The organism is Noviherbaspirillum sp., assembly GCF_035254685.1.
In the GTDB taxonomy this organism is placed as follows: domain Bacteria; phylum Pseudomonadota; class Gammaproteobacteria; order Burkholderiales; family Burkholderiaceae_D; genus Noviherbaspirillum.
In genome coordinates this window covers 1-22,285 of sequence record NZ_DATFAI010000002.1, presented here as the reverse complement: position 1 = coordinate 22,285, position 22,285 = coordinate 1, and the positions used below count along the sequence as shown (strand labels likewise).

22 protein-coding genes are annotated in these 22,285 nt (G+C 63.2%); 5 read left to right on the top strand and 17 right to left on the bottom strand.

Annotation, left to right across the window (positions count from 1 at the left end; translation table 11 throughout):
* The first annotated feature begins 231 nt into the window (after positions 1 to 231).
* Positions 232 to 2,049, top strand: coding sequence for a glycoside hydrolase family 15 protein (locus VJ698_RS00215; protein WP_324100621.1), 1,818 nt, complete (start codon positions 232 to 234; stop codon positions 2,047 to 2,049).
* A 205-nt stretch (positions 2,050 to 2,254) separates the two neighbouring features.
* Here the strand turns inward: VJ698_RS00215 and VJ698_RS00210 are convergent, their stop codons facing one another.
* Positions 2,255 to 2,866, bottom strand: coding sequence for a response regulator transcription factor (locus tag VJ698_RS00210; protein WP_324100620.1), 612 nt, complete (start codon positions 2,864 to 2,866; stop codon positions 2,255 to 2,257).
* The gene (locus tag VJ698_RS00205; RefSeq protein WP_324100619.1) at positions 2,856 to 4,460 is read right to left on the bottom strand and encodes an ATP-binding protein; all 1,605 of its coding nucleotides are present in this window, start codon (positions 4,458 to 4,460) and stop codon (positions 2,856 to 2,858) included. Before VJ698_RS00205 ends, VJ698_RS00210 begins: the two co-directional genes overlap by 11 nt.
* Positions 4,461 to 4,784: 324 nt before the next feature.
* On the opposite strand from VJ698_RS00205, the gene VJ698_RS00200 reads away from it, so the two are divergent.
* Both VJ698_RS00200 and VJ698_RS00195 read left to right on the top strand, forming a co-directional pair.
* Positions 4,785 to 6,056: a putative Na+/H+ antiporter gene (locus VJ698_RS00200; protein ID WP_324100618.1), complete on the top strand. Its 1,272-nt coding sequence runs from the start codon at positions 4,785 to 4,787 to the stop codon at positions 6,054 to 6,056.
* Positions 6,057 to 6,230: 174 nt separating this feature from the next.
* Positions 6,231 to 6,722 carry a universal stress protein gene (locus VJ698_RS00195; protein ID WP_324100617.1) on the top strand — a complete coding sequence of 164 codons (492 nt, stop codon included), beginning with the start codon at positions 6,231 to 6,233 and terminating at the stop codon, positions 6,720 to 6,722.
* Between the two features lie 30 nt (positions 6,723 to 6,752).
* Here the strand turns inward: VJ698_RS00195 and VJ698_RS00190 are convergent, their stop codons facing one another.
* From VJ698_RS00190 to VJ698_RS00120, 15 genes are all read right to left on the bottom strand, one after another.
* A complete protein-coding gene (locus tag VJ698_RS00190; RefSeq protein WP_324100616.1) occupies positions 6,753 to 7,193 on the bottom strand; it encodes a DUF3305 domain-containing protein in 441 nt (146 codons plus the stop codon).
* A gap of 72 nt (positions 7,194 to 7,265) precedes the next feature.
* Entirely contained in the window at positions 7,266 to 7,586 is a 321-nt protein-coding gene (locus tag VJ698_RS00185) for a hypothetical protein (protein WP_324100615.1), read from the bottom strand.
* Positions 7,587 to 7,599: 13 nt separating this feature from the next.
* Positions 7,600 to 7,992 (bottom strand): hypothetical protein, encoded by a 393-nt coding sequence (locus tag VJ698_RS00180; RefSeq protein ID WP_324100614.1) that lies wholly within the window; start codon positions 7,990 to 7,992, stop codon positions 7,600 to 7,602.
* 13 nt (positions 7,993 to 8,005) lie between these two features.
* Positions 8,006 to 9,103 (bottom strand): formate dehydrogenase subunit gamma, encoded by a 1,098-nt coding sequence (locus VJ698_RS00175; protein ID WP_324100613.1) that lies wholly within the window; start codon positions 9,101 to 9,103, stop codon positions 8,006 to 8,008.
* Positions 9,104 to 9,114: 11 nt separating this feature from the next.
* A complete protein-coding gene (locus VJ698_RS00170) occupies positions 9,115 to 9,330 on the bottom strand; it encodes a hypothetical protein (protein WP_324100612.1) in 216 nt (71 codons plus the stop codon).
* Positions 9,327 to 10,007, bottom strand: coding sequence for a formate dehydrogenase FDH3 subunit beta (fdh3B, locus tag VJ698_RS00165; protein ID WP_324100611.1), 681 nt, complete (start codon positions 10,005 to 10,007; stop codon positions 9,327 to 9,329). The genes VJ698_RS00170 and fdh3B overlap by 4 nt, the downstream gene beginning before the upstream one ends.
* 1 nt (position 10,008) lies before the next feature.
* A complete protein-coding gene (locus VJ698_RS00160) occupies positions 10,009 to 12,882 on the bottom strand; it encodes a formate dehydrogenase subunit alpha (protein WP_324100610.1) in 2,874 nt (957 codons plus the stop codon).
* Positions 12,883 to 12,894: 12 nt separating this feature from the next.
* Positions 12,895 to 13,119, bottom strand: coding sequence for a formate dehydrogenase (locus VJ698_RS00155; protein ID WP_324100609.1), 225 nt, complete (start codon positions 13,117 to 13,119; stop codon positions 12,895 to 12,897).
* Positions 13,120 to 13,148: 29 nt separating this feature from the next.
* Positions 13,149 to 13,805, bottom strand: coding sequence for a TorD/DmsD family molecular chaperone (locus VJ698_RS00150; RefSeq protein WP_324100608.1), 657 nt, complete (start codon positions 13,803 to 13,805; stop codon positions 13,149 to 13,151).
* A gap of 204 nt (positions 13,806 to 14,009) precedes the next feature.
* A complete protein-coding gene (locus tag VJ698_RS00145) occupies positions 14,010 to 16,112 on the bottom strand; it encodes a 4Fe-4S binding protein (protein ID WP_324100607.1) in 2,103 nt (700 codons plus the stop codon).
* Positions 16,113 to 16,128: 16 nt separating this feature from the next.
* On the bottom strand, positions 16,129 to 16,593 hold the full coding sequence (locus VJ698_RS00140; RefSeq protein WP_324100606.1) for a DUF3306 domain-containing protein: 465 nt from the start codon (positions 16,591 to 16,593) through the stop codon (positions 16,129 to 16,131).
* A gap of 37 nt (positions 16,594 to 16,630) precedes the next feature.
* A complete protein-coding gene (locus tag VJ698_RS00135) occupies positions 16,631 to 17,458 on the bottom strand; it encodes an extracellular solute-binding protein (RefSeq protein ID WP_414691062.1) in 828 nt (275 codons plus the stop codon).
* A 10-nt stretch (positions 17,459 to 17,468) separates the two neighbouring features.
* Positions 17,469 to 18,152, bottom strand: coding sequence for an energy-coupling factor ABC transporter ATP-binding protein (locus VJ698_RS00130; protein WP_414691061.1), 684 nt, complete (start codon positions 18,150 to 18,152; stop codon positions 17,469 to 17,471).
* Positions 18,149 to 18,853, bottom strand: coding sequence for an ABC transporter permease (locus tag VJ698_RS00125; RefSeq protein WP_324100605.1), 705 nt, complete (start codon positions 18,851 to 18,853; stop codon positions 18,149 to 18,151). The genes VJ698_RS00130 and VJ698_RS00125 overlap by 4 nt, the downstream gene beginning before the upstream one ends.
* 89 nt (positions 18,854 to 18,942) lie before the next feature.
* Positions 18,943 to 19,788 carry a formate dehydrogenase accessory sulfurtransferase FdhD gene (locus VJ698_RS00120; RefSeq protein ID WP_324100604.1) on the bottom strand — a complete coding sequence of 282 codons (846 nt, stop codon included), beginning with the start codon at positions 19,786 to 19,788 and terminating at the stop codon, positions 18,943 to 18,945.
* A 225-nt stretch (positions 19,789 to 20,013) separates the two neighbouring features.
* Between VJ698_RS00120 and VJ698_RS00115 the strand changes: the two genes are divergently transcribed.
* A complete protein-coding gene (locus tag VJ698_RS00115) occupies positions 20,014 to 21,003 on the top strand; it encodes an LLM class flavin-dependent oxidoreductase (protein WP_324100603.1) in 990 nt (329 codons plus the stop codon).
* A 90-nt stretch (positions 21,004 to 21,093) separates the two neighbouring features.
* On the top strand, positions 21,094 to 22,080 hold the full coding sequence (locus VJ698_RS00110; protein WP_324100602.1) for an aldo/keto reductase: 987 nt from the start codon (positions 21,094 to 21,096) through the stop codon (positions 22,078 to 22,080).
* Positions 22,081 to 22,285 lie beyond the last annotated feature (205 nt).

Sequence of the window (22,285 nt, the reverse complement as noted above, 5' to 3'; positions counted from 1 at the left end):
GAATTGTTGTTTTTCCGTGTTTTTTGTGTTTTCCGTGGACAAGGGTTTCTGGACGCTGAACGATTTACCCGGCATCGGTAAATTCTTCAGCCTTGCAGGGGCGAGCGAGGCGGGAGGCAAGAGGCAGGAGCGTTCCCTCCCATCAACTGGGCGGATATGCAACTTGTCATTGTCCCGGGGGTCACATTCATGCCCACTGCGACTTTTCAGGATCAGATCACTGCCCCTGCCATGGACGCTCAAGCATCCCGCTACCCTTCCATTGCCGACTATGCCTTGATCAGCGACTGTCATTGCGCGGCCTTGATATCGAAGGCCGGATCGGTCGACTGGTGCTGCATGCCGCGTTTCGATGCGGACAGCTGCTTCGGACGATTGCTGGACTGGGACAAGGGCGGTTTCTGCGCGATTGCTCCCGTTGCCGAAACGAAGGAAACGAAGCGACGCTATGTGGATGGAACGATGGTGCTGGAAACCTGTTTCCGCACTGCGGATGGCGAAGCGCGGCTCTACGATTTCTTCGCCATGGACAGCGACGTGAAGGACCCGACCCATCCCGAGCATGTGCGTTTGATCGAAGGCATTTCCGGCTGTATCGAATTTCACGCGGAAATCTCTCCGCGTTTCGACTTCGGCGAAATCGTGCCGCATGTGCGCGAGCATGGCGAGGGCATCTACTCGGCGATCGGTAGCAACGTGGGCCTCGTGATTCGCGCCAATACGCGCTTTGATGTCATGCGGGACCGCGGGCTCTCGACCGTCGTTGCCGTCAAGGCCGGTGAACGCGTGCGGATCTCAATCTGTTTCACCCCACCTGAACAGATCGATGACAACCCCGCCATCCTGCAGCCCGACGGCGACAGGGTCGATACGGCATTCGATCGCACCTGCGCCTGGTGGCGCGAATGGATGAGCCGCATCACGCTTCCTCAGGGCCCCGACGAACACACCGTGCGCTCGGCGATCGTGCTGAAGTCGCTGAGCTTCGAACGGACCGGCGCGATCGTCGCCGCGCCGACCACCTCTTTGCCGGAAAGCATGGGCGCGGAGCGCAACTGGGATTATCGCTTCAGCTGGGTCAGGGATTCCGTTTTCACGGTGCGCGCGCTCTATGAGCTGGGGTGCGAACGGGAAGCCGACCGTTTCCTCAAGTTCGTGCAGCGCAGCTCCGCAGGCAGCGCGGTCGAAATGCAGATCATGTATGCGGTGGACGGCAAGCGCCGGCTCACCGAAGTGGAGCTCCACTGGCTCGAAGGTTATGGCGGCTCGCGGCCGGTGCGCATCGGCAATTTCGCATCGGAACAGACCCAGCTCGACATCTACGGCGAGATCCTGGAGATGGCATGGGAGGGGCATGCCAAGGGGCGCGAAATCGATACCCAGTACTGGAACTTCCTTTCGGACGTCGTGAACATGACCGCGGTGAAATGGAAGGAGAAAGATCACGGCATCTGGGAATTCCGCGATGAGCCGCGTCACTTCGTGCACTCCAAGGTCATGTGCTGGAGCGCGCTCGATCGCGGCATCCGGCTGGCGCAGGAAAATCGCCTGCCGGCGCCGCTGGACAACTGGGCCGAAGCACGCGATGCGGTGCGCGCCGCCATTGAACGTGAGGGCTACGACTCCAAGCGGGGCGTGTTCGTCCAGGCCTTCGAGAACCAGTACCTCGACGCGGCGCTGCTGCTGCTGCCGCGCACCGGCTTCGTCGATTACAACGACCCGCGCATGGTGCGCACCACCGACGCCATTCACCAGCAGCTCAACCGCAACGGCCTGCTGGACCGTTACGACTCGCCGGACGGCTTGCCCGGCAACGAAGGCGCTTTCGTGCCATGCACCTTCTGGCTGGTGCGCTGCCTCGCCTACCAGGGAAAGACGGACATGGCCTGGGACTATTACCGGCAAGCACTCGGCTGCGCCAACGAACTCGGCCTGTTCTCGGAAGAATACGACGCCGCACGCGGCCGAATGCTCGGAAATTTTCCCCAGGCATTGACGCATGTGTCGCAGATCACGGCGAGGTTGGCATTGGAGAAGGCTAAAGTCTGATGTCCACGGAAAACACGAAAAACACGGAAGAATTCCTGGATGCATTTCGCTCTCGGGTTACCGCCGAGCATGCAGCATGCGCTATGCGCACGAAATGGAATGATATGAACCTACTGCCGCATTTCGTGCGTATCGCGTATGCGGCGAACTGTTGATTTTCGACTTTTCCGTGTTTTTCGTGTTTTCCGTGGACAAGGGGTTTGCTTCAACCACGCTTCTGCAACGTCAACCTCACCAAATCCGGAATGCGCTGTGTGCCGAGCTTGGCCATCATGCGGGCTTTGTGGACTTCGACGGTGCGCGTACTGATGCCGAGCAGGTCTGCGATCTCGCGGTTGTGGCGGCCTGCGACCACGAGGTCCATGACTTCGCGTTCGCGGGCGGTGAGGGTGCCGAGCAGGCGCTCGAACTCGGTCGCCTGTTCCTGCGTTTCGTGCGCTTGCGACTGGCGGCGGAAGGCTTCGTCGACGGCGGCCATCAGGCGGGGCTGGTCGATCGGCTTTTCGAGGAAATCGACGGCCTGTGAACGAAAGGCTTCGCGCGCTGATTCCACGTCGCCGTGGCCGGTCATGACGACTACCGGCAGGACGCTTCCCACTTCGCGCAAACGTTTCTGCAATGCGAGGCCATCCATGCCTGGCATGCGGATGTCGATAAGGATGCAGCCGCGCCAGTCGGGGCGGTAGGCATCCAGGCAGCTTTCCGCGTCGGCGAAGAGCGTGATCGGATAGCCCTGCACGCTCAGCAGCAGGCCCAATGCATCGCGCACCGAACGGTCGTCGTCGACGATGAAGACGGTATATCCGCTAGGCGGCATGGTCGGCTCCTTGGGTTGTGATCGTTGATCTCGTTCCCTCTACCGGCAGGAACAGTTTGAATATGCCGTGGTCCGCCGCTTCGGCCACCAGGCTGCCGCCGTGCGCCTCGGCGATGGCGCGGCTGATGGTCAGGCCCAGTCCCAGGCCGCTTGCCTTGCTGGAGTGGAAGGCTTCGAACAGGTGCGCAGCCAGTTCGGCCGGCACGCCGGCTCCGGAATCCTCGACGCGGATGCATACCAATTTCTGGCTTTCCATGTGCGCCGACAGGGTGACGCTGCGCTTGCCGCGCGGCTCATCGGCCACCGCGTCGAATGCGTTGGACAGCAGGTTGCGCAGCACCACCTCGATCTGCAGCCGGTCCGCCAGCAGCGTGCACTCGGGAACGTCGCCGCTGTGCAGGACGATGTCCTGCTGCTTTGCCTTTTCCGCAAACAAGCCGGTTGCGGCCGACAACAGTTCGCGTAGCGCTACGGGTTCGAGTTGCGTCGCGCCGGTGCGGAAGAAGTCGCGCAGGCGGCGCACCACGTCCGCCGCGCGGTGCGACTCGGCCACCATGCGCTGCACGGCGTCCCGCAGGCGCTCGCCGGTGTCGCCGCGCGCCAGCAGCTGTTCGCAGGCGGCACCGTAGGCGGAGAGGGCAGTCAGGGGCTGGTTGATCTCGTGTGCCAGCGCGCCGGCCATTTCACCCGCTGCTGCAAGGCGCAGCGTCTGGCGCAGCTCCGCGCTGACGCGCTGCCTTTCGTCGACCACGATGCCGATGAAAAAGCCGAGCAGGGCCAGGACCACCATCAGGGTCTGGATCTCCAGCACCGTAAGCGCGGGGAAGCCGAGCAGCTGCACGCTGCCGATGATGCCGAGCTGCACCATCGTCGCGCCCAGCACTGCGCCGGTCAGGCCATCCCTCGCGGCGGTCCAGACGATGGGCAGGAACAGCACGTAGAAATACTTGTAGTTCGCCTGCGCCCCGATGCCAAAGGCCACCCACAGCGAGATGAGTGTGACCAGCAGGTAGAGCGCCATGCGCCAGGTGGTGCAGACGGCGCGCAGTTTCGCGCGACCGCGCTCGTCCAGCAGCATCCAGAAGACCGGCATGCAAACGATGATGCCGACGCAGTCGCCCACCCAGTAGCGCACCAGCGCATCGATCCATGCGCCGCCGGGAATCAGCCGCGCGAACGACAATGCGGAGACGAAGGCGATGCTGTTGAGCAGGGTGCCGACCGCGACGATGGCCACCCATTCGAGGAGCCCGCGCAGGTCCATGAACAGGGCGGTCCCGGCGAGACGGCGCCGCAGTATCGCGGCAATGGCCCAGTAGCCGGCGGTCAGCAGGGCCGAGATGCCGAACCAGAGCGGGAGCGCGGCCGGCAGGTGGCGCACCCAGGCATCCGCGATCAGGATGGCCACGCCGAGCGCAAGTGCTGCGCGCGGACCGTAACGCAGCACATAGACCAGCCCCAGCGCCGCAGCCGGGCTCCACGGCGTGATGTTCAGGCCGTACAACGGGTGGATGTAGCTCACCCAGTCAAGGAAGACATAGCCCAGGATGAGCAGCAGTACGTCATGCCAGGCGAGTCGCAGGGTAGGAAACATGGGCGCAACCTGATCGTTCCATCTCATCGGTCTCATATTGTGTGCGCTCGTGGCAATACTGGAAATTGGCGAAGCCCCGTAAGGGATTTACGTATTGTCGCTAAAACCAGGTGCGCGGGCAATGCGCCGCGGCGGGTTTGGTAGATGGCCACGAAGGGAACGGAAAACACGAAAACGGCAAAACCAGGCAGCATCATTTTCCGTGCTTTCCGTGTTTTTCGTGGACTGGATTTCTAGCGGTTCCCCCTACGAGCCTGCCCGAATTTTCAAGCGCATGCCGCGCGCCTAAGATGGATTGCATCGCAACCTGCATCCTGAACGGCCATGGCATCGCTCACACCGAACACTGTTGAAATCATCGCAGCGGTCGTCTTTGCCGTCGCGGTCATGCATACCTTTTCGACCGGGTTGTTCGCGCAACTGGGGGCGCTGTATCCGCGCCATGCCGGACTGTGGCACCTGCTGGGCGAGGTGGAGGTGGTGTTCGGCTTCTGGGCGCTGGTGCTGGTCGTGATCATGTTCTTCGTCACGGGCAGGGCAGAGACGGTCCACTATCTCGACGGCCGCAATTACACCGAGCCGATGTTCGTTTTCGTCATCATGGTGATTGCGGCGAGCAGGCCGATCCTGCAGGCCGTGCTGGCGCTGGTGCAGAAGCTGGCTCAGCTTCTGCCGGTGCGCGACGCGCTCGCGGTCTATTTTCTCTGCCTGTCGCTGGTTCCGCTGCTCGGGTCTTTCATCACCGAGCCGGCAGCGATGACGCTTGCGGCCATCCTCCTGCGCAACAGCTTCTTTTCGAACCATCTCGGCACGCGCCTGCAGTATGCGAGCCTTGGCGTATTGTTCGTCAATGTCTCGATCGGCGGCACGCTCACGTCCTTTGCCGCGCCGCCGGTCCTGATGGTCGCTGCGACCTGGCACTGGGACACCGCCTACATGTTCACGCACTTCGGCTGGAAGGCTGCGGTGGCCGTCATCGTTAACGCAGCGGCGGTGACATGGATCTTCCGCCACGAAATCGCCGAGCGCGGACCGTCTGCCGTCACCGGCAAGGACCAGGGATGGGTGCCGCTGCCGGTGGTCGCCGTGCATGCCGCGTTCCTGTTCCTCGTGGTCGTGTTCGTACATCATTCGACCATCTTCATGGGCCTGTTCCTGTTTTTCCTTGGCTTCACGCATGCCTACCAGCGGTACCAGGACCGGCTCATCCTGCGCGAAGGCTTGATGGTGTCCTTCTTCCTCGCGGGCCTCGTTACCCTGGGCGGCCTGCAGCAATGGTGGCTGGAGTCGACGCTGGCAAATGTGGAGGCGACGCCCCTGTACTTCATTGCCACCGCGCTCACTGCCGTCACCGATAACGCCGCGCTGACTTATCTCGGTTCGCTGGTGGAGGGCGTTTCGCCGCAATTCAAGTATGCGCTGGTGGCCGGGGCGGTGACGGGCGGCGGGCTGACCGTGATTGCGAACGCGCCCAATCCGGCGGGGTTTTCCATTCTGAAGCCTTATTTCCGCGACGAGGCGATCAGCGCGTCGGGCCTGTTCGCCGCGGCGTTCCTGCCGACCTGCGTCGCCATTCTTGCATTCCAGGTGCTCTAGTCATCAGTTCTATTTTTATTTTTCTACGAACTTCTGAAGCAGGACATTAGTGGACCCGACGAATACAACCAGTCATGACGGTAGCAAGGGCACCGGCGGGTTTCGCTTCGCTCTACCCACCCTACCGGAAGTAACCCGAGGCACGCAACCAGCATGGAGGCTGCGATGAGTGAGATGTCAAGACAAACAGAAGCAGGGCACGGCGTGGAGCGGCCTCTCCACCTGCTGATTCCGGTCGATGCCACCGACAGGTCGCGCTGGGGCATCCGCCATGCGCTTGCGCAGCATCGCGCGGGCGTGCCGCTTCGCGTGTCCTTGCTGTTCGTCGCGGTGCCGCCCGATGAATGGAGGATCCTGCGCTTCAGGAGCGAGGAAGAAATCCTGCGCTTCCAGTTCGAGCGCGGGAAACTGCTGATGGACGACGCCGCATCCGAACTGCACAGGGCCGGCATCGAGGTCGACTATCTGGAGCGCGAAGGCGATGTGGTATTCCATATTCTCGACGCGGCCGAGCAGCATGACTGCGACGCGATCGTGATGCCGGTGCCGTACCCGAGGCTGGTGAAGTTGCTGTCGGTGGATGTGGCTCGTGAAGTCATGCGACGCCAGCGCGCCGTGCCCGTGGTGAGCGTGGACAATGAAGGCCTGGCCGTCATGACGGCCTAGGAGAGCGCCGGGTGACGATGGCGTCAGCCTTCAGCCATGCTCCTTCCCGCGCCGCGCTCGCGGCCGGTAATGCGCATGCAGGTATTGCGCCAGCCAGGCATGGATCTCGCACGGCATGGCGACGCCGTCCACCGGTTCACCGGAATCGAGCATGCGCGTGCCTTCTCCGTAGCTCACCGAAGCCACAATCGGCATCGCCCGCTGCCCCTGCATCCGCCACATGACGAATACCTTGGGCTCGGGTGCGGCCCAGTTTTCGAAATAGCCGTCGTCTTCGTCGGGATAGAGTTCGAGCCGCAGGCCCGATACCAGGTACGATTCGTTTCCAGCCGCGCTGCCGAGCGGGGTGATCGGGGCAAGGGTGCCGATATCGGGAATGACCGCCACGGCGGCCCACGTGTCTTCAGCCCAGCGGTGGCGCGCGGCGCGGCGCTGCATGATAACGGCAATCGGCATCTCGGCCATTCGCATTGCATCCTCCTTGATTGTGCTTGTTCCTGCGGCAATGCATGCCTGGTCTCCCTTTGCAAGGGGAAGGAATCGTCACTTGATCTTGTCGGGCGGCCCCTGTTTTTCCGGCTGCTTGACGTCGGCGCTCGGCGGCGCGGTGCCCAGCTTTTCGCTTTTCACTGGAACCGCATTCGTCGTCGGCGGCGCCTGCGTCTTCGCGCCGCTGGCGCGCCAGCGGGCGGCGATCTTGTCCATCGTCTCCGTCAGTTGCTGCTTTTCCTTTTCAGCCTGGGCAGCCGCCTGTGCTTTCTTGGCGGCCGCTGCCTGCTGCTGTTCGGGCGTGGGCGGAGGGAGCTTCGCGACAGCGCTGCCGCAAAGCAGCAGGGCAATCGTCAGGATGATGGGCTTGCGCATGATGGGATCCTCGCTACTGCTTGCCCTTTTGTTCGGGCTGCTGCTCCTGTGGCGTCGGCGCCGCTTTCGTTCCGGCCGCACCGGGCGTGGTGCCGCCCATCGCCGGGCCGCTCGTCGTACCGCCTGCGCCTTCGGGAATGCTCGGTGTGCCGCTGACGCTGCCTCCGGGCAGCGTTGCCTGGCCGCGTTTGCTTTCGCCGCCGGCTTGCGGTGCGGCCGCCGCGGGCGCGCTTGTGGTGCCGCCCGCGCGCGCCATCACTTCACCGCTGGTGCCGCCGCCAGAGGTCACGCCGCCTGGGAAATGCGTCTGGCTGGCGCCCGCCGAGGAGCTTGTATTCTTGTCGCATCCGGCCAGCGCGCCCAGCAGCGCACAGGAGCCGGCAAGGAGAAGGACGCGCTTGTCCATGGAAGATCCTTTCTCAGCTGCCAGGGCGCGGCGATGCGCCAGGCGGAACCGGGCGACCGGGGGGCACCGGATTGCGGGCCTCGGCCTGTACTTCGTCGTACCAGAGTTCATGGTGGGTCCTGGCCCATTCCTCGTCGACCGTGCCGTAGCGCATCGCCTCGTATGCGCCCGGTGTGCCAAGCGTGCCGAGATAGATGTGCCCCATCGCCGCGATGATGTACAGCGTCGCGCCCGCGAGGTGGAAGTAGTTGGACATCTGCAGCAGGTAGCGCGTGAAGCCGGTGTTCGGGCCGGCGTTGATGAAGTAGGGGAAATCCAGCAGCAGGCCGGTGATCGTCATGACGAGGCCGAGCAGCGTGAGGCCGCCCCAGAACCACAGCTTCTCGCCGGGATTGAAATAGCCGGCGGGCACATGCTCATGGCTGATCATGCCGCCCGCTTTGCGGAACCATATCCAGTCGTGGCGATGGAAATGGTTCTTGCGCACGAAATTGAAGAACAGCATGATCGAGCAGGCGATGAACAGCGGCCCGACGAAGTTGTGCAGGTACTTCGAAATCACGGCCAGCCAGGAAAACACCTCGTGGCCCATCCACGGCAGCAGCACCTTCTTGCCGAACAGGACGATCAGGCCGGTGAAGGCCATGGTGAGAAAGGCGATCGCGGTCGTCCAGTGAATGAGACGGTCCCAGTCGGAGAAGCGCCGTATCCTGCGGCCGGTTTCCGGGCCTTCGATGCGCTGCGGGCCGAAGGTGCGATAGAACACGAAGATCAGCAGCGGCACCACCAGCACCAGCACGCCGGAGATTGTGGCGAAGGGGCCGTTGCGCAGTACGCGCCAGGTATTCCCGCCGCGCTGGAGGATCATGTCCTGTTCCGGCATGAAGCCGGGTGGGATGATGTAGTGGCGGTCGAAGTGCTCCCGGCCGGAGGCGGCGTCGCCATAGCCGGGTTCGGGCAGGTTCTTTTCCGCCTGCAGGATGGTCTGTTCCTCGGCATAGGCGGGTACCGCGCTCTCGTTAGGCACCGCTGCCCTGGAAAGCAAGGGCAGCAAGGCGAGCAGCAGGAGCAGGGCAAACAGGAGTGGCATGCTGGTTCGGGCGCGATGCATGGCGGCCTCCGTCAGGGGTTGGTCCGGTTGTATTCGTTCTGGCGCTGGTTGCGGTTGTTGATGGCCGCGTACCAGGCCAGTCGGTCGTTATGGAAATACGCCTGCTGCGGCAACCTGTCCTGCTTGCCGTCGTACTTGCCGTCGATCCAGGTCGGGTGCTGCTCCACCTCGAGGCAACCGGCCAGCAGCAGCGGCAACAGGGCCGCGAGGAATCGGAGGTTCTTCATGTCGGCAGCTTTCGCGGATTGTTCTGGAAATCGTCGAGATCCTGGTTGGGGCGCGGTCCGTCGCCCCGCGCCTTGATCTCGCCGTCCTTCGGAGGCTTGTAGGCGATGTCCCAGCCCCACAGTTCCGGACCGTAGCCGCGCGTCTCGACGCGTGCTTCATAGATCTTCGCGATGATGTTCGCATCGCCGCCGAGCAGCGCCTTGGTGCCGCATTGCTCCGCGCAGGCCGGCAGCTTGCCTTCGCTGATGCGATTGCGGCCGTATTTCTGGAACTCTGCTTCGGAGTTGTCCGGCTCCGGACCGCCGGCGCAGAAGGTGCACTTGTCCATCTTGCCGCGATGGTTGAAGGCGCCAGTCTGCGGAAATTGCGGCGCGCCGAACGGGCAGGCGAAGTAGCAATAGCCGCAGCCGATGCACATGTCCTTGTCGTGCAGCACGATGCCGTCCTCGGTGTGATAGAAGCAGTCCACCGGGCAGACGGCCATGCAGGGCGCGTCGGTACAGTGCATGCAGGCGACGGAAATGTAGTGCTCGCCCGGCACGCCATCATTGATGCTGACGACGCGTCGCCGGTTCACGCCCCACGGCGTTTCATTCTCGTTCTTGCAGGCGGTCACGCAGCCGTTGCAGTCGATGCAGCGTTCGGTGTCGCAGATGAACTTCATTCTGGCTGCCATCTCATCCTCCATGCTTCGCAAGCCGGCACAGCGATGCCTTGGTTTCCTGCATCATGGTCACCACGTCATAGCCGTAAGTCCATCCGGTATTGACCGCTTCGCCGCGCACGATCGGTGCGGCACCTTCGGGATAATGCGGCTCCAGGTCTTCGCCCATCCACCAACCGCCGAAGTGGAACGGCATCCACACCAGGCCTTCCGGCACGCGTTGCGTCACCAGCGCGCGCACCTTCAGCCGCGCGCCGCTCGGCGTTTCCACCCAGACAAATTCGCCCGTCTTCACGCCGGCACGCCCCGCATCGTAGGGGTTGACCTCGACGAACATCGTCTGCTGCAGCTCGGCCAGCCAGGGATTCGAGCGCGTCTCGTCGCCGCCACCTTCATACTCGACCAGCCGGCCGGAAGTCATGATGAGCGGGAAGTCCTTGGCGAAGTTCACCGACTGGACCGACTTGAAGAGGGTCGGGAGGCGCCAGAAGGCAGCCTTGTCGTCGTAGGTCGGATACAGCGCGGCGAGATCGGGACGCGGCGTGACCATCGGCTCGCGATGTACCGGCACCGGATCGGGGAAGTTCCAGACGTTGGCGCGCGAACGGGCATTGCCAAAGGGAGCGCAGCCGTGCTGAATCACCACGCGGATGATGCCGCCGGAGAGGTCGGTCTTCCAGTTCTTGCCTTCGGCCAGAGATTGTTCCTGCGGCGTCAGCTCGTTCCACCAGCCGAGCTTCTTCAGGAACACATGGTCGAATTCCGGATAGCCGGTATCGATCTCGCTGTCCTTGTTGGTCGAGCCGTCCGCGGCCAGCAGCGGCGCGCCGTTGTGCTCGACGCCCCAGTTCGCGCGGAAAGGAAGGCCGCCACCGATTACCGGCTTCGACAGGTCGTACAGGATGGGTGTGCCGGGATGTTTCAGTTCCGGCGTGCCCCAGCACGGCCATGGCAGCCCGTAGTAATCGCCCTTGCAAGGGCCGGATTCCGCGAGCAGCGTGGTCGGATTGAAGGTGTGCTTGTTCTGCATATGCAGCTTCAGCCGTTCCGGCGAGCAGCCGGTGTAGCCGATGGTCCAGCAGGAGCGGTTGATCTCGCGCAGGATGTCCTCGATTACCGGCTCGTTCTTGACCACCTTGATGTTCTTGCAGAGTTCTTCCGCGAAGCCGAACTTCTGCGCGAACAGGTACATGATTTCATGGTCGGTCTTGCATTCGAACAGCGGCTGGATCACCCGCTCGCGCCACTGCAGGCTGCGGTTGGAAGCCGTGACCGAACCTTGCGTTTCGAACTGCGTCGCCGCCGGCAGCAGGTAGACACCATCCTTGCGTCCGTGCATCGCGGCCGTCATGGTCGGATAGGGATCGATGACGACGAGCATGTCGAGTTTCTGCATCGCCGCCTTCATGTCGGGCAGGCGGGTCTGGCTGTTCGGCGCGTGGCCCCAGTAGAACACTGCGCGCAGGTTGCTCGGCTGATCAATGAACTCGTTCTTTTCCAGCACGCCGTCGAACCAGCGCGACACGGTCATGCCGGGCTTCTCCATCAGTTCCTTGGATGCGAACCGTCCCAGCAGCCAGTTGTAGTCGACGCCCCACACCGCCGCGAAATGCTTCCACGCGCCTTCGGCCACGCCATAGTAGCCGGGCAGCGTGTCGGGATTGGGGCCGATGTCGGTCGCACCCTGCACATTGTCGTGGCCGCGATAGATGTTGGCGCCGCCGCCGGAGACGCCGATATTGCCCAGCGCCAGCTGCAGGATGCACAGCGCGCGCACGTTGGCCGTGCCGACGTGGTGCTGCGTGATGCCCATGCACCAGACGATGGAAGAGGGGCGGTTCTTCGCCAGCATTTCCGCGGCGAGGCGCACGCTTTCCTCCGGCACGCCGGTGACGTCGGCTACCTTGTCCGGCGTCCATTTCGCCACTTCCTTGCGCACGTCGTCCATGCCGTAGGTGCGGCGCGCGATGTACTCCTTATCCTCCCAGCCGTTGTTGAAGATGTGCCACAGCACGCCCCATACGAAGGGAATGTCGGTGCCCGGGCGGATGCGCACGTAGTGGTGGGCAAAGCGCGCGGTGCGCGTGAAGCGCGGATCGACCACGACCATCTTCGCGCCCAGCTCCTTCGCATGCAGGAAGTGCAGCATCGAGATCGGATGCGCTTCCGATGGATTGGAACCGATGAACATCACCGCCTTGCTGTGCGACAGGTCGTTGAAGGAATTCGTCATCGCGCCGTAGCCGAAGGTCTGGGCCACTCCCGCGACCGTGGTCGAATGGCAGATGCGCGCCTGGTGGTCGCAGTTGTTCGAGCCCCACATCGACACGAACTTGCGCAGCAGGTAGGACTGTTCATTGTTGTGCTTGGACGAGCCGATCCAGAAAATCGCGTCCGGCCCCGCCTGCTGGCGGATCTGCAGCAGCTTGCCGCTGATTTCGTTGATCGCCTGGTCCCAGGAGATGCGCTGGTACTTGCCGTCGACCAGTTTCATCGGATAGCGCAGGCGGCGTTCGCCATGGCCGTGCTCGCGCACAGAGGCGCCTTTCGCGCAATGCGCGCCCATGTTGAAGGGCGAGTCGAAGGCTGTGTCCTGGCGCACCCACACGCCGTTCTGCACGATGGCTTCCACCGAACAGCCGACCGAACAGTGGGTGCACACGGTGTGTTTCAATTCTGCCTGGCCCGTAGCGGCGGGCGGTGCGTCTGCAGCTGCGGCAGGACCGATTACGTTCAGCGGAAGCTGGCGCGCGACCACGGCGGCGCCTGCGGTGACGCCCGCACGCATCAGGAAGCCGCGCCTGGTCAAGGTGTCGACGTGGCGATCCGCGCTCCGGCGCAGCGTGCGCTGGCCGACCGTGCCGCCGGACTTGCGAACAAGGGACATGGCAGCGCCTCCTCAGAAAGCTGCGGTGGAATAGTATTTCCGGATGTGTTCTGTCTCGTGATACCCCTGCGGCCCCTCGGATGCGGAGGGCGCGGCGGGTGCGACGGTCGATGCGGGGGCGGATTTGTCCGCCATCAGCGCGCCGGCAACAGCCAGCGCCGGTACGCCTGCCGCGGCGGCGAGGAAGTGTCGGCGCGGCCGGATTTTCGAATTGTGCTCCAGGTCTTCCTTGTTCATGTTGTAGCCCCTCCGGAGTTTTATTGCCTTCAAGCGTCATCCATCTCGAATGCTTCTGCCTCAAGTTCGAAAAACGCCTGGACGAAATCGGCGACTGTCCGATAGAAATTCGCGCCCTCGGCGCTTCGGATGTGGTCCAGGCAGGGCGCGTACCAAGGCGCGATATGTTTCTGGAAAAAAGCCTTTTGCTCGGACACTGGCCGGGGCGCGATCCCGGGACCGCCGGCGATGAGGAGCCGCATCGTTTCACACAGCGCGCCGAGGTGATCCTCGAGTTCGCCGCTCCCCTCCCTGCGTGCCAGGCCGAGTGCGGCCAGGTCGCTGCGCAGGGACGCAAGCGGCTTTTCCATCAGGAAGCCGGCGAGGTACAGCGATGCATAGGGATTCACGATCGGCGTGGCGACGCTGATGAACATGGCATCGAATTCATCCCGCACCGCATCGGCGGGCGTCACCGCCGCGGCGAAAACCAGCTTTTCCCAGGCGCGGTCGAGCGGGTTGCCGTCGTTTTCCGCTGAAAGGGAATCGGCCGTGGCAAGGCCATCGAGCAGGGCGACATCGGGAGGAATGAGCATGAGGCGGGCGATGAGCGCGTAGAAATCGGCACGCGCCTGCTCCTCCGCACAGGTCTCTGGTGGCGGCGAAATCAGCCCGTCAAGCGCGGGCATCGTCTCCGTCCGGTTCATTCGACGCACTTTCTGTTCAAGCTGCGCCTCCATGGTGTGATGCGGGAAAGAAACCAGCGCGAGGTGTAAACATGCACACATCGCGCTTCCCGACCGTTATTTGATTCCTGCAAATGAAAATGTTTCAGGCAAATGTGTCGCGGGAAGAACTAGTCGACAGGTATTTGCGTATCATCAAAAAACGGGCGCAAAAAATGCCGCCCGTCATTGCTCCAGCCTGGGGCCGTGCACGCTGCTGCCGCCGGCCTGCATCATGTCGATGACGCGGCAGTCGCCGCACATCTTCAGCCGTTCCACGCTTCCGCTGAACGCTTCATGCGTTGCCAGCCGGGCCAGCATGCTTTCGATCACTTTTTCCGTTCCAAAGGGCTTGCCGCAACGAATGCAGGCGAAGGGGCGGGTTTCATTCAGGACTGCCGGTTTTTTCGCGGCTTCATCCAGCAGCAGTCGCGGCACGAGTTCGAGCGCATGTTCCGGGCAGGTCTGCACGCACAGGCCGCATTGCACGCAATTGTTTTCGATGAAACGCAACTGCGGCCGGTCCGCCGTATCCATCAGGGCGGAGGAAGGACAGGCGCCGGCGCATGCCATGCAGAGCGTGCAGCTTGCGGTATCGACCCGTACGGCGCCGAAGGGCGCACCCGAGGGCAGAGGAATCTGTTCGGGCTGATGCGGCGCGTGCTGGCGCAAATGCGCGAGTGCGAAATCGAGCGTCGTGCGCTTTTCGGGAAAAGCGTTGAAGGCGGCCGCGCTTGCGGGCGTCGCGCCGCGTTGCACCTGCTGCAGCGCGGCGTCCAGGTCCTCCGGTTCGTCCGCTTCGATCAGTTGCACGTGATTGCCGGCATAGCCGAGCCCCGAGAGGATCGCTTGTGCGATGCGCATCTGCTTCTTCAGGGCCTCTACGTAGGACGGCGCCTCTTCGCCCGTCGCCAGCACGGCGATGCCCGCCGCGCCATAGGCGACGGCCGCCAGCCACAGATCGATACCAACCGATGCCACGTGGTGCACCGACAGCGGAATGACGCGGGCCGGCATGCCGCGCCAGGCTTTGCCGCTGCGTGCGAGCCGTCCCAGAGCATTCACGAGTTCTGTGCCGCGCTTGCGGCTGTGCAGCAGGAGCACCGGCTGCGTTCCTCCTGCGGCCGCATAGGTGGCAAGCAGGGTCTTCATGCGGCGGCCGAGGTAGGGTGCGTCGGGGTAGCCGTAGGTGAGAGCGCCCGAGGGGCAGACCGTGGTGCAGCCGCCGCAGCCCATGCAGAGGAAGGGATTCACCTTGACGTGGTCGCCGTTGCTGCTGATGGCCGCCGTGGAGCAGACGTCGATGCAGGCGGTACAGCCGGTCTTGCGATTGCGGCTATGTGCGCACAGCTTTTCCTTGTAGCGGAAATATTTCGGCTTTTCGAACTCGCCCACCATCTGCGCGAGACGCAGCGCGGCGTCGTACTCCGCCATCATCTCGCGTCCGGCCGCGACATAGCCTTGCGGCGGTTCGTCCAGCGCAAGCAGCGGATTCATCGAGAGGTCGAACACGAGGTCGCAGTGTTCTTCATGCGGCTGCGCCTGGCGCGCAAAGTCGATCGCGGCAACCGGGCCGCAGGCCTCGATGCACTCGCCGTGCCGCTGGCAGCGTTGCATGTCGATCTGGAAAACCGGACTGATGGCCTTTTCCGGGCAGGCGGCGATGCAGGCATTGCAGCGTACGCAGCGGTCGAGGTCGATCGGGTTGTCCTGTTGCCAGGCCACGCTGAAAGCGCCCAGCCAGCCGTCGATCTTCACGTTCGCTCCGGAAAACACCGGGTACCGCCTTTCGTGCGGCATGATCGCTGCGGCGCGCGGACCGGTCAGCAGGACGCTCACGCTCAACTGATCGCACAGACGCTCCGCCCAGGGCAGCACACGGTCTGCGCCGCCGATGATCATGACGCGGCCCTGCGAGACGTAGTTCACGGCTGGTACCGGTTCCGCATCCGGCAGGGCGGCATCTGCCAGCAGGGCAGCCATTTTCGGCAGGGCGCTGGCGGCCTGCGCGCTCCAGCCTCCGGTTTCGCGCAGGTTGACGAAACGCAGCGGAAATCCCGTTTTCTTCTGCTGCGCCAGTTCTTCGAACAAGGCCTGTTCCTGCGTGCAGCCGACGACCACTTGGGCATTGCCGTCGAGCGCCTCAAGATAGGCATCAACCTGCCTGCCGCACAATTCGGTCGCAACCGGCAGCGGGCCTGCGCCGAGCGCCTTGCCGATTCTTTCACCCGCCGCCGCATCGAGCGGCATACTGCGATTGCAACTGCAAATCCGGAACGTTGTGCTCATGCCGTCTGCCTTTCTGTCATGGTTGCGCGTCCGCATCCGGGTCTGGTTCTGGAGGCGAGTCGTCTTCGGGCGCTGCTGTTGCTGCTGCTGCCGGCTCGCTGGTGTCGGCCTGCTCATCCTTTTCCGCTGGCGGCAACAGGCTGCGCGCATGCTGAAGCGCTGCGAGCATGACGGGCGACAGGGGCGTGTATTTCGTGTAGTCGCCCATGTAGATGTCCAGTCCGTCCATGCTGTTGAAGTGCGGATCGGCGAAAAGCGTTTTCAGTGCGGCGCGGCGCACGGCAGGATCCGTCCCCTTGGCGAGAAAGAGCGAATAGTCGGAGTCGGGCGTCAGGCGCCGCACGTCGTCCAGCGTGGGAAGCCGGGGCGGTTCTGCCGCGGGTTGCGTTTCTTCCGGCTGCGGCGGTGCTACGCTTTCGCGCGCCTTGCCGCTCTCGGCCTTGCGCCGCGACCAGCGCCGGAAAAAGCTTTCTGCGGCCATCTCATGTCTCCGGTTCAGACTGCTTGCTGCAAACCACTTACTGCTTTTCCGCCGACGGATAAAAAAGCTGCTGGCCGTCCACCCGGAAGGAAGCGATTTTCTTCTGTCCTTCGGGCGAGGTCAGCCAATTGATGAAGCGCATCGCGCCCTGATAATTGACGTCCTTGTGCTTTTCCGGATTGACAGCGATCACGCCATAAGGATTGAACATCTTCGGATCGCCCTCGACCATGATCGCCAGCCCGGTCTTCGCGCGGTAGGCGCCGTAGGTGGCGCGGTCAGTAAGGGTGTAGGCCTGCATCTCGCCCGCCATCGAGAGCACCTGCCCCATGCCCACGCCGGCGGATATGTAGGATTCACCGCCCGGCGTGATGCCGATCTGTTTCCAGTACGCCTTTTCCATCTGGTCGGTGCCAGAGTTGTCGCCGCGTGAAATGAACTTCGCATGCTTGCCGTCGATCGTCTTCATCGCCTGCAGCACATCCTTGCCGCCATGAATGCCGGCCGGATCGGACTGCGGGCCGACCAGCAGGAAGTCGTTGTACATCACGTCGCGCCGGTTGACGCCATATCCTGCCGCCATGAATTTGTCTTCCGCCGGCCGCGCATGCACCAGCGTCACGTCGACGTCGCCATTCTTTGCCAGTTCCAGCGCCTTGCCGGTGCCCACGGCGATGACTTTCACCTTCAGGTTCGTTTCCTTTTCAAACTGCGGCAGCAGGTAGCCGAGCAGTCCCGAATTCTCGGTGCTGGTGGTGGTGGAGAGCCGTAGCGTTTGCGCCATGGCCTGCGGCAGGGCGCAGACGAGGGTGAACACGGCGAACAATGCGGCGGGCAGGCGGCGGTGCAGGGAAGGCAGCTTCATGGGTTTCCTTTCATGAGTGCGCCGGGACGGCGCGGGTTTGCAGATGGCCGTCGCGCAGCTTCATGCGCTGCATGCCGGGCACGGCAATCAGGTCGCGGTCATGGCAGGCGATCACGACGCTGTTGCCCGCCTCCAGCAGCGAAGGTATGAGGGCGATGACCTGCTCCTTGGCGCGGCCGTCGAGATTGGCGGTCGGCTCGTCGAGCAGCAGGAGGCGCGGCGCGAGCACCTTGGCGCGCGCAAGCGCCACACGCTGCTTTTCGCCGCCGGACAGCACCGCGGGCCTGCTGCCGCGCAGATGCGCCACGCCCGCCCAGGCGATCGCCTCTTCCACGCGCCGCGCAATCTCTGCCTTCTCGATACCGCGCGCGAGCAGACCGTAGGCGATGTTATGAAACAGGCTGGTCGAAAACAGCACCGGATGCTGGTGCACGTACACGATGGCGTCGCGCATCGTGCGGGGGTAAGGCGACAGTCGCACCGCATCGCCGCCAAAACTGGCGCGCGCAATCTCCGCAGGTGCCAGGCCGGCCAGCACCCGCAGCAACGTGCTCTTGCCCGAGCCGTTGGCGCCGGTGAGCACATAGGCGCAGCCGGGTTCGATGCGCAGCTGGTCGATATCGAGCAGCAGGCGCTGGCCGACCGTTTTTTGCAGGTGCTGGAGCTGGAGCAGCGGACGCGTCATCATCGTCATGCTCCCAGGGAAGCCTTGGCATTGCCTTGCAGCAGCAGCATGGCAGCGTTGATGAAGAGCGCGATCGCCATCAGCACGATGCCCAGCGCGATGCCTTGCGCAAACTCGCCCTTGCTCGTTTCGAGGGCAATCGCGGTCGGCATGGTGCGCGTGTCGCCCGCGATATTGCCGCCAACCATGAGGGCGCAGCCGACTTCGGAAATGATGCGGCCGAAGCCATTGACGGCGGCGACCATCACGCCGAAGCGTGCTTCGTGCAGCACCGTGCACATCAGCCGAAAGCCGGAAGCGCCATGCGCGACGGCTGTTTCCGCCAGGCGCGGATCGGTGGCCTGCACGGCCGAGAGAGTCAGCGCCACCAGCAGCGGCAGCAGGATGAGCGCATCGCCGAAGACGATGCCGGATTGCGTGAATAGCCATTGCAGGCTGCCGAGCGGACCGCGGCGCGACAGCATCATATATAGCAGCAGTCCGATGAGCACCGTGGGCAGCGACAAGGCCGCTTGCGTCAGCAGGATCACGATGCGGCGGCCTGCAAAGTTGCGCGTGCCGATGAAGTAGCCGAGCAGCAATGCGGGCGGGCCGGCGACCAGCATGCCGAGCAGGGATGTTTTCAGGGAAACCCAGACGACCTGCCATAATCCGCCGTCGCCTGACAGCAACAGGGAGAACGCATCACGCACGGAATCGCTCAGGTCCATGAAAGCCGGTTGTGGTCAACGGGAAATTGGTGGCGACATGTCGCCGGTGCGGATCATGTTACGACGGTGACAAGGCTTTCATCCCCGCATCACGCAAGGCTTATGACGCTACTCAATAAATGCGGCTCGTAAACCAGCCGTTCCTTTCCTGTGAGCAGCAGGAAATGCTTGCCGGTGCAGCGCGCCAGCAGTGTCATGTCAAGGCCCTGCGCGACCATGTGCCCCATGCGCGTGGTGCCGGAACGCGACAGCAGGAAGGGGATGCCCATCTGCGCGCCCTTGATCACCATTTCCGAGGTCAGCCGACCGGTGGTGTAGAACACCTTGTCGTCGCCGTCGATCTCGTCCAGCCACATCTTGCCCGCGATCGTGTCGACCGCATTGTGCCGGCCAACGTCTTCGATGAAGTAAAGCAACTCGCCTTCGGGAGAGAACAGTGCGCAGCCATGCACCGATCCAGCCTGCTTGTAAATCGAGGGCTGCACGCGGATCGTGTCGACGATGTGATAAAGGACGGATTGCCGCAGGCGTGCGTCCGGCGGCAGCGTGATGGTATCGACTTCTTCCATCAGGTCGCCGAATACCGAGCCTTGGCCGCAGCCGGTTGTCACCACCTTGCGCGCGGTCCTTTCTTCGATGTCAGCGATGCCGGAGCGAGTCCGGACGGCAACGGCGTTCACCTCCCAGTCAACTTGCACTGACGCGATTTCGTCGACGGAGCGCACGAGGCGCTGGTTGCGCAGGTAGCCGAGCGTCAGCGCCTCCGGCGCGCTGCCCAGCGTCATCAGTGTTACCAGCTCGCGCTTGTCCACGTAAACAGTCAGCGGGCGCTCGGCCGGGATCGCGATGGTGGAGCGGCGGCCGCGTTCGTCCAGCACGTCCACGTCATGGGTCAGGTCGATGCTTGCATGGGACAGCTCGGGACGGCGCGACATGTTGGCTGGAAAATCCATGGGTGGAGTGAACCATGTTGCCAAATGGCGTACAGGCTGTCTTGTGCGGCATCAACCCGCTGCCTATGAAACATGGCACTGGCGTGAAGGCGTGAAGGCGACGGGCGAGAAAATGCGCCTCCGGCTATCATCATGAGATCGATCGCAGGAAGGCCGGAGATGATTCTCGCGGCAGTCCTGCGCCACCGCACGCCACCCAGGAAACCCATGATTCCTTTTTCCGTTCTCGATCTTTCCCCGATCACCGAAGGCAGCGATGCCGCGCAATCCTTTCGCAATACACTCGACCTTGCGCAGCACGCGGAGCGCTGGGGATACCGCCGCTTCTGGCTGGCGGAGCATCACGGCATGCCCGGCATCGCCAGCGCGGCGACATCTGTGCTGATCTGTCATGTCGCGGGGGGCACCTCGCACATCCGCGTCGGCGCGGGCGGCATCATGCTGCCCAATCATTCTCCGCTCGTGATCGCCGAACAGTTCGGAACGCTGGCGTCGCTGTTTCCCGATCGCATCGATCTCGGCTTGGGGCGAGCACCCGGCTCGGACCCGACCACCGCGCGTGCGTTGCGCCGCAACCTGGCGTCGGACGCGGACGAATTTCCGCAGGATGTCGTCGAGCTGATGGAGTATTTCGCAGACACATCGCGCCGCCCGGTCCGTGCCGTGCCAGGCGCCGGCCTGAACGTTCCGCTCTGGATCCTCGGATCGAGCCTGTTCGGCGCGCAGCTCGCCGCGGCGCTCGGCCTGCCGTATGCATTTGCCTCGCACTTCGCGCCGGCGCAGATGATGCAAGCGATTGACCTGTATCGCAACACCTTCCGTCCCTCGGCACAGATGGACAAGCCGTATGTCATGCTCGGTTTCAACGTCTTTGCCGCCGACACGGACGAGGAGGCGCGTTTCCTCGCGACCTCCGCACAGCAGGCCTTCGTCAACCTGCGCAGCGGCCGTCCTTCGCGCCTACCGCCGCCGGTGAAGAACTACCGCGAGAGCATCGGACTGCAGGAAAACGCCTTGCTGGACAGCGTGCTTTCCTGTGCCGCGACCGGATCGCGTGACACCGTATCGAAAGAGATTGCCGCCTTCATCGCGCGCACCGGCGCGGACGAGCTGATGATCACGTCGCAGATGTTCGACCATGCCGCGCGGCTGCATTCCTATGAAATTGCTGCGGAGGTTCAAAAGGCGTTGCATTAAGCTGAACCGTGGTGAACCTTCGATCGCGCATCCAAGTCGACAAGACTGCGTGGTATCTGAACCGTGAACATTGATGGAAAGGAATGGATAATGAAAACACGCCGCCTCGGTAAAGACCTGCAGGTATCCGCCATCGGCCTTGGGTGCATGGGCATGAGCGACTTTTACGCCAACCGCGATGACAAGGAATCGATTGCCACCATTCATCGCGCCATCGACCTCGGCATCACTTTCTTCGATACCGCGGACATGTACGGCCCGCATGCCAATGAAGAGCTGCTTGGGCGCGCCATCAAGGGCAAGCGCGACGGACTGGTGATCGCCACCAAGTTCGGCATCGTGCGCACGCCGGAGAATCCGGCCAATTACGGTGTGAATGGTCGGCCGGAATATGTGCGCAAGGCAGTGGAGGGCAGCCTGCAAAGACTTGGCATCGACACGATTGACCTGTACTACCAGCATCGCGTCGATCCCGACACGCCGATCGAAGACACGGTCGGTGCGATGGCCGACCTCGTCAAGGAAGGCAAGGTCCGTTATATCGGCCTGTCAGAAGCCGGGCCGCGCACGCTGGAGCGCGCATCGAAGGTGCATCCGATTACCGCTTTGCAGAGTGAATATTCGCTCTGGACGCGCGATCCGGAAGGCGAGGTGCTGGACACCTGCCGCCGGCTCGGCATCGGCTTCGTTCCCTACAGCCCGCTGGGGCGTGGTTTCCTGACCGGCGAGATCAGATGCCCACAAGACTTCGCGCCCGACGACTACCGCGCGCGTAGCCCGCGCTTCCAGGGCGAGAACTTCGCGAAGAACCTGGAACTGGTGGACAAGGTGAGGGAGATTGCTTCAGCGATGGGATGTACGCCGGGGCAGCTTGCATTGGCATGGGTGCTGGCGCAGGGGGATGACATCGTCCCGATCCCAGGGACCAAGCGGCGCAAGTATCTGGAGCAGAATGTGGCGGCGGTGGAGCTCAAAATCGATCAGGTGCATATGGATGCGATCAATGCGATCTTTCCGAGGGATGTGGCGGCAGGGTTGAGGTATCCGGAGGCGATGATGGCGAGGTTGAATGCTTAGGTTTGGGTTGTGTTGTGTGCTTTGTGTATCTTGTGTGTTTCTTCGGTAATGCAATGCGGTAGTCTCTCCGTGGATGCTTGCCGGGGGCGGCCCGGCAGCCGCTCACTTTTCTTGTCTCGCCAAGAAAAGTAAGCAAAAGAAGGCGACCGCAAAGTCTCCGCCCCTTCGGGGTGCCCGCAGCAATGCAGGCGAAAGCGGGAAGCGA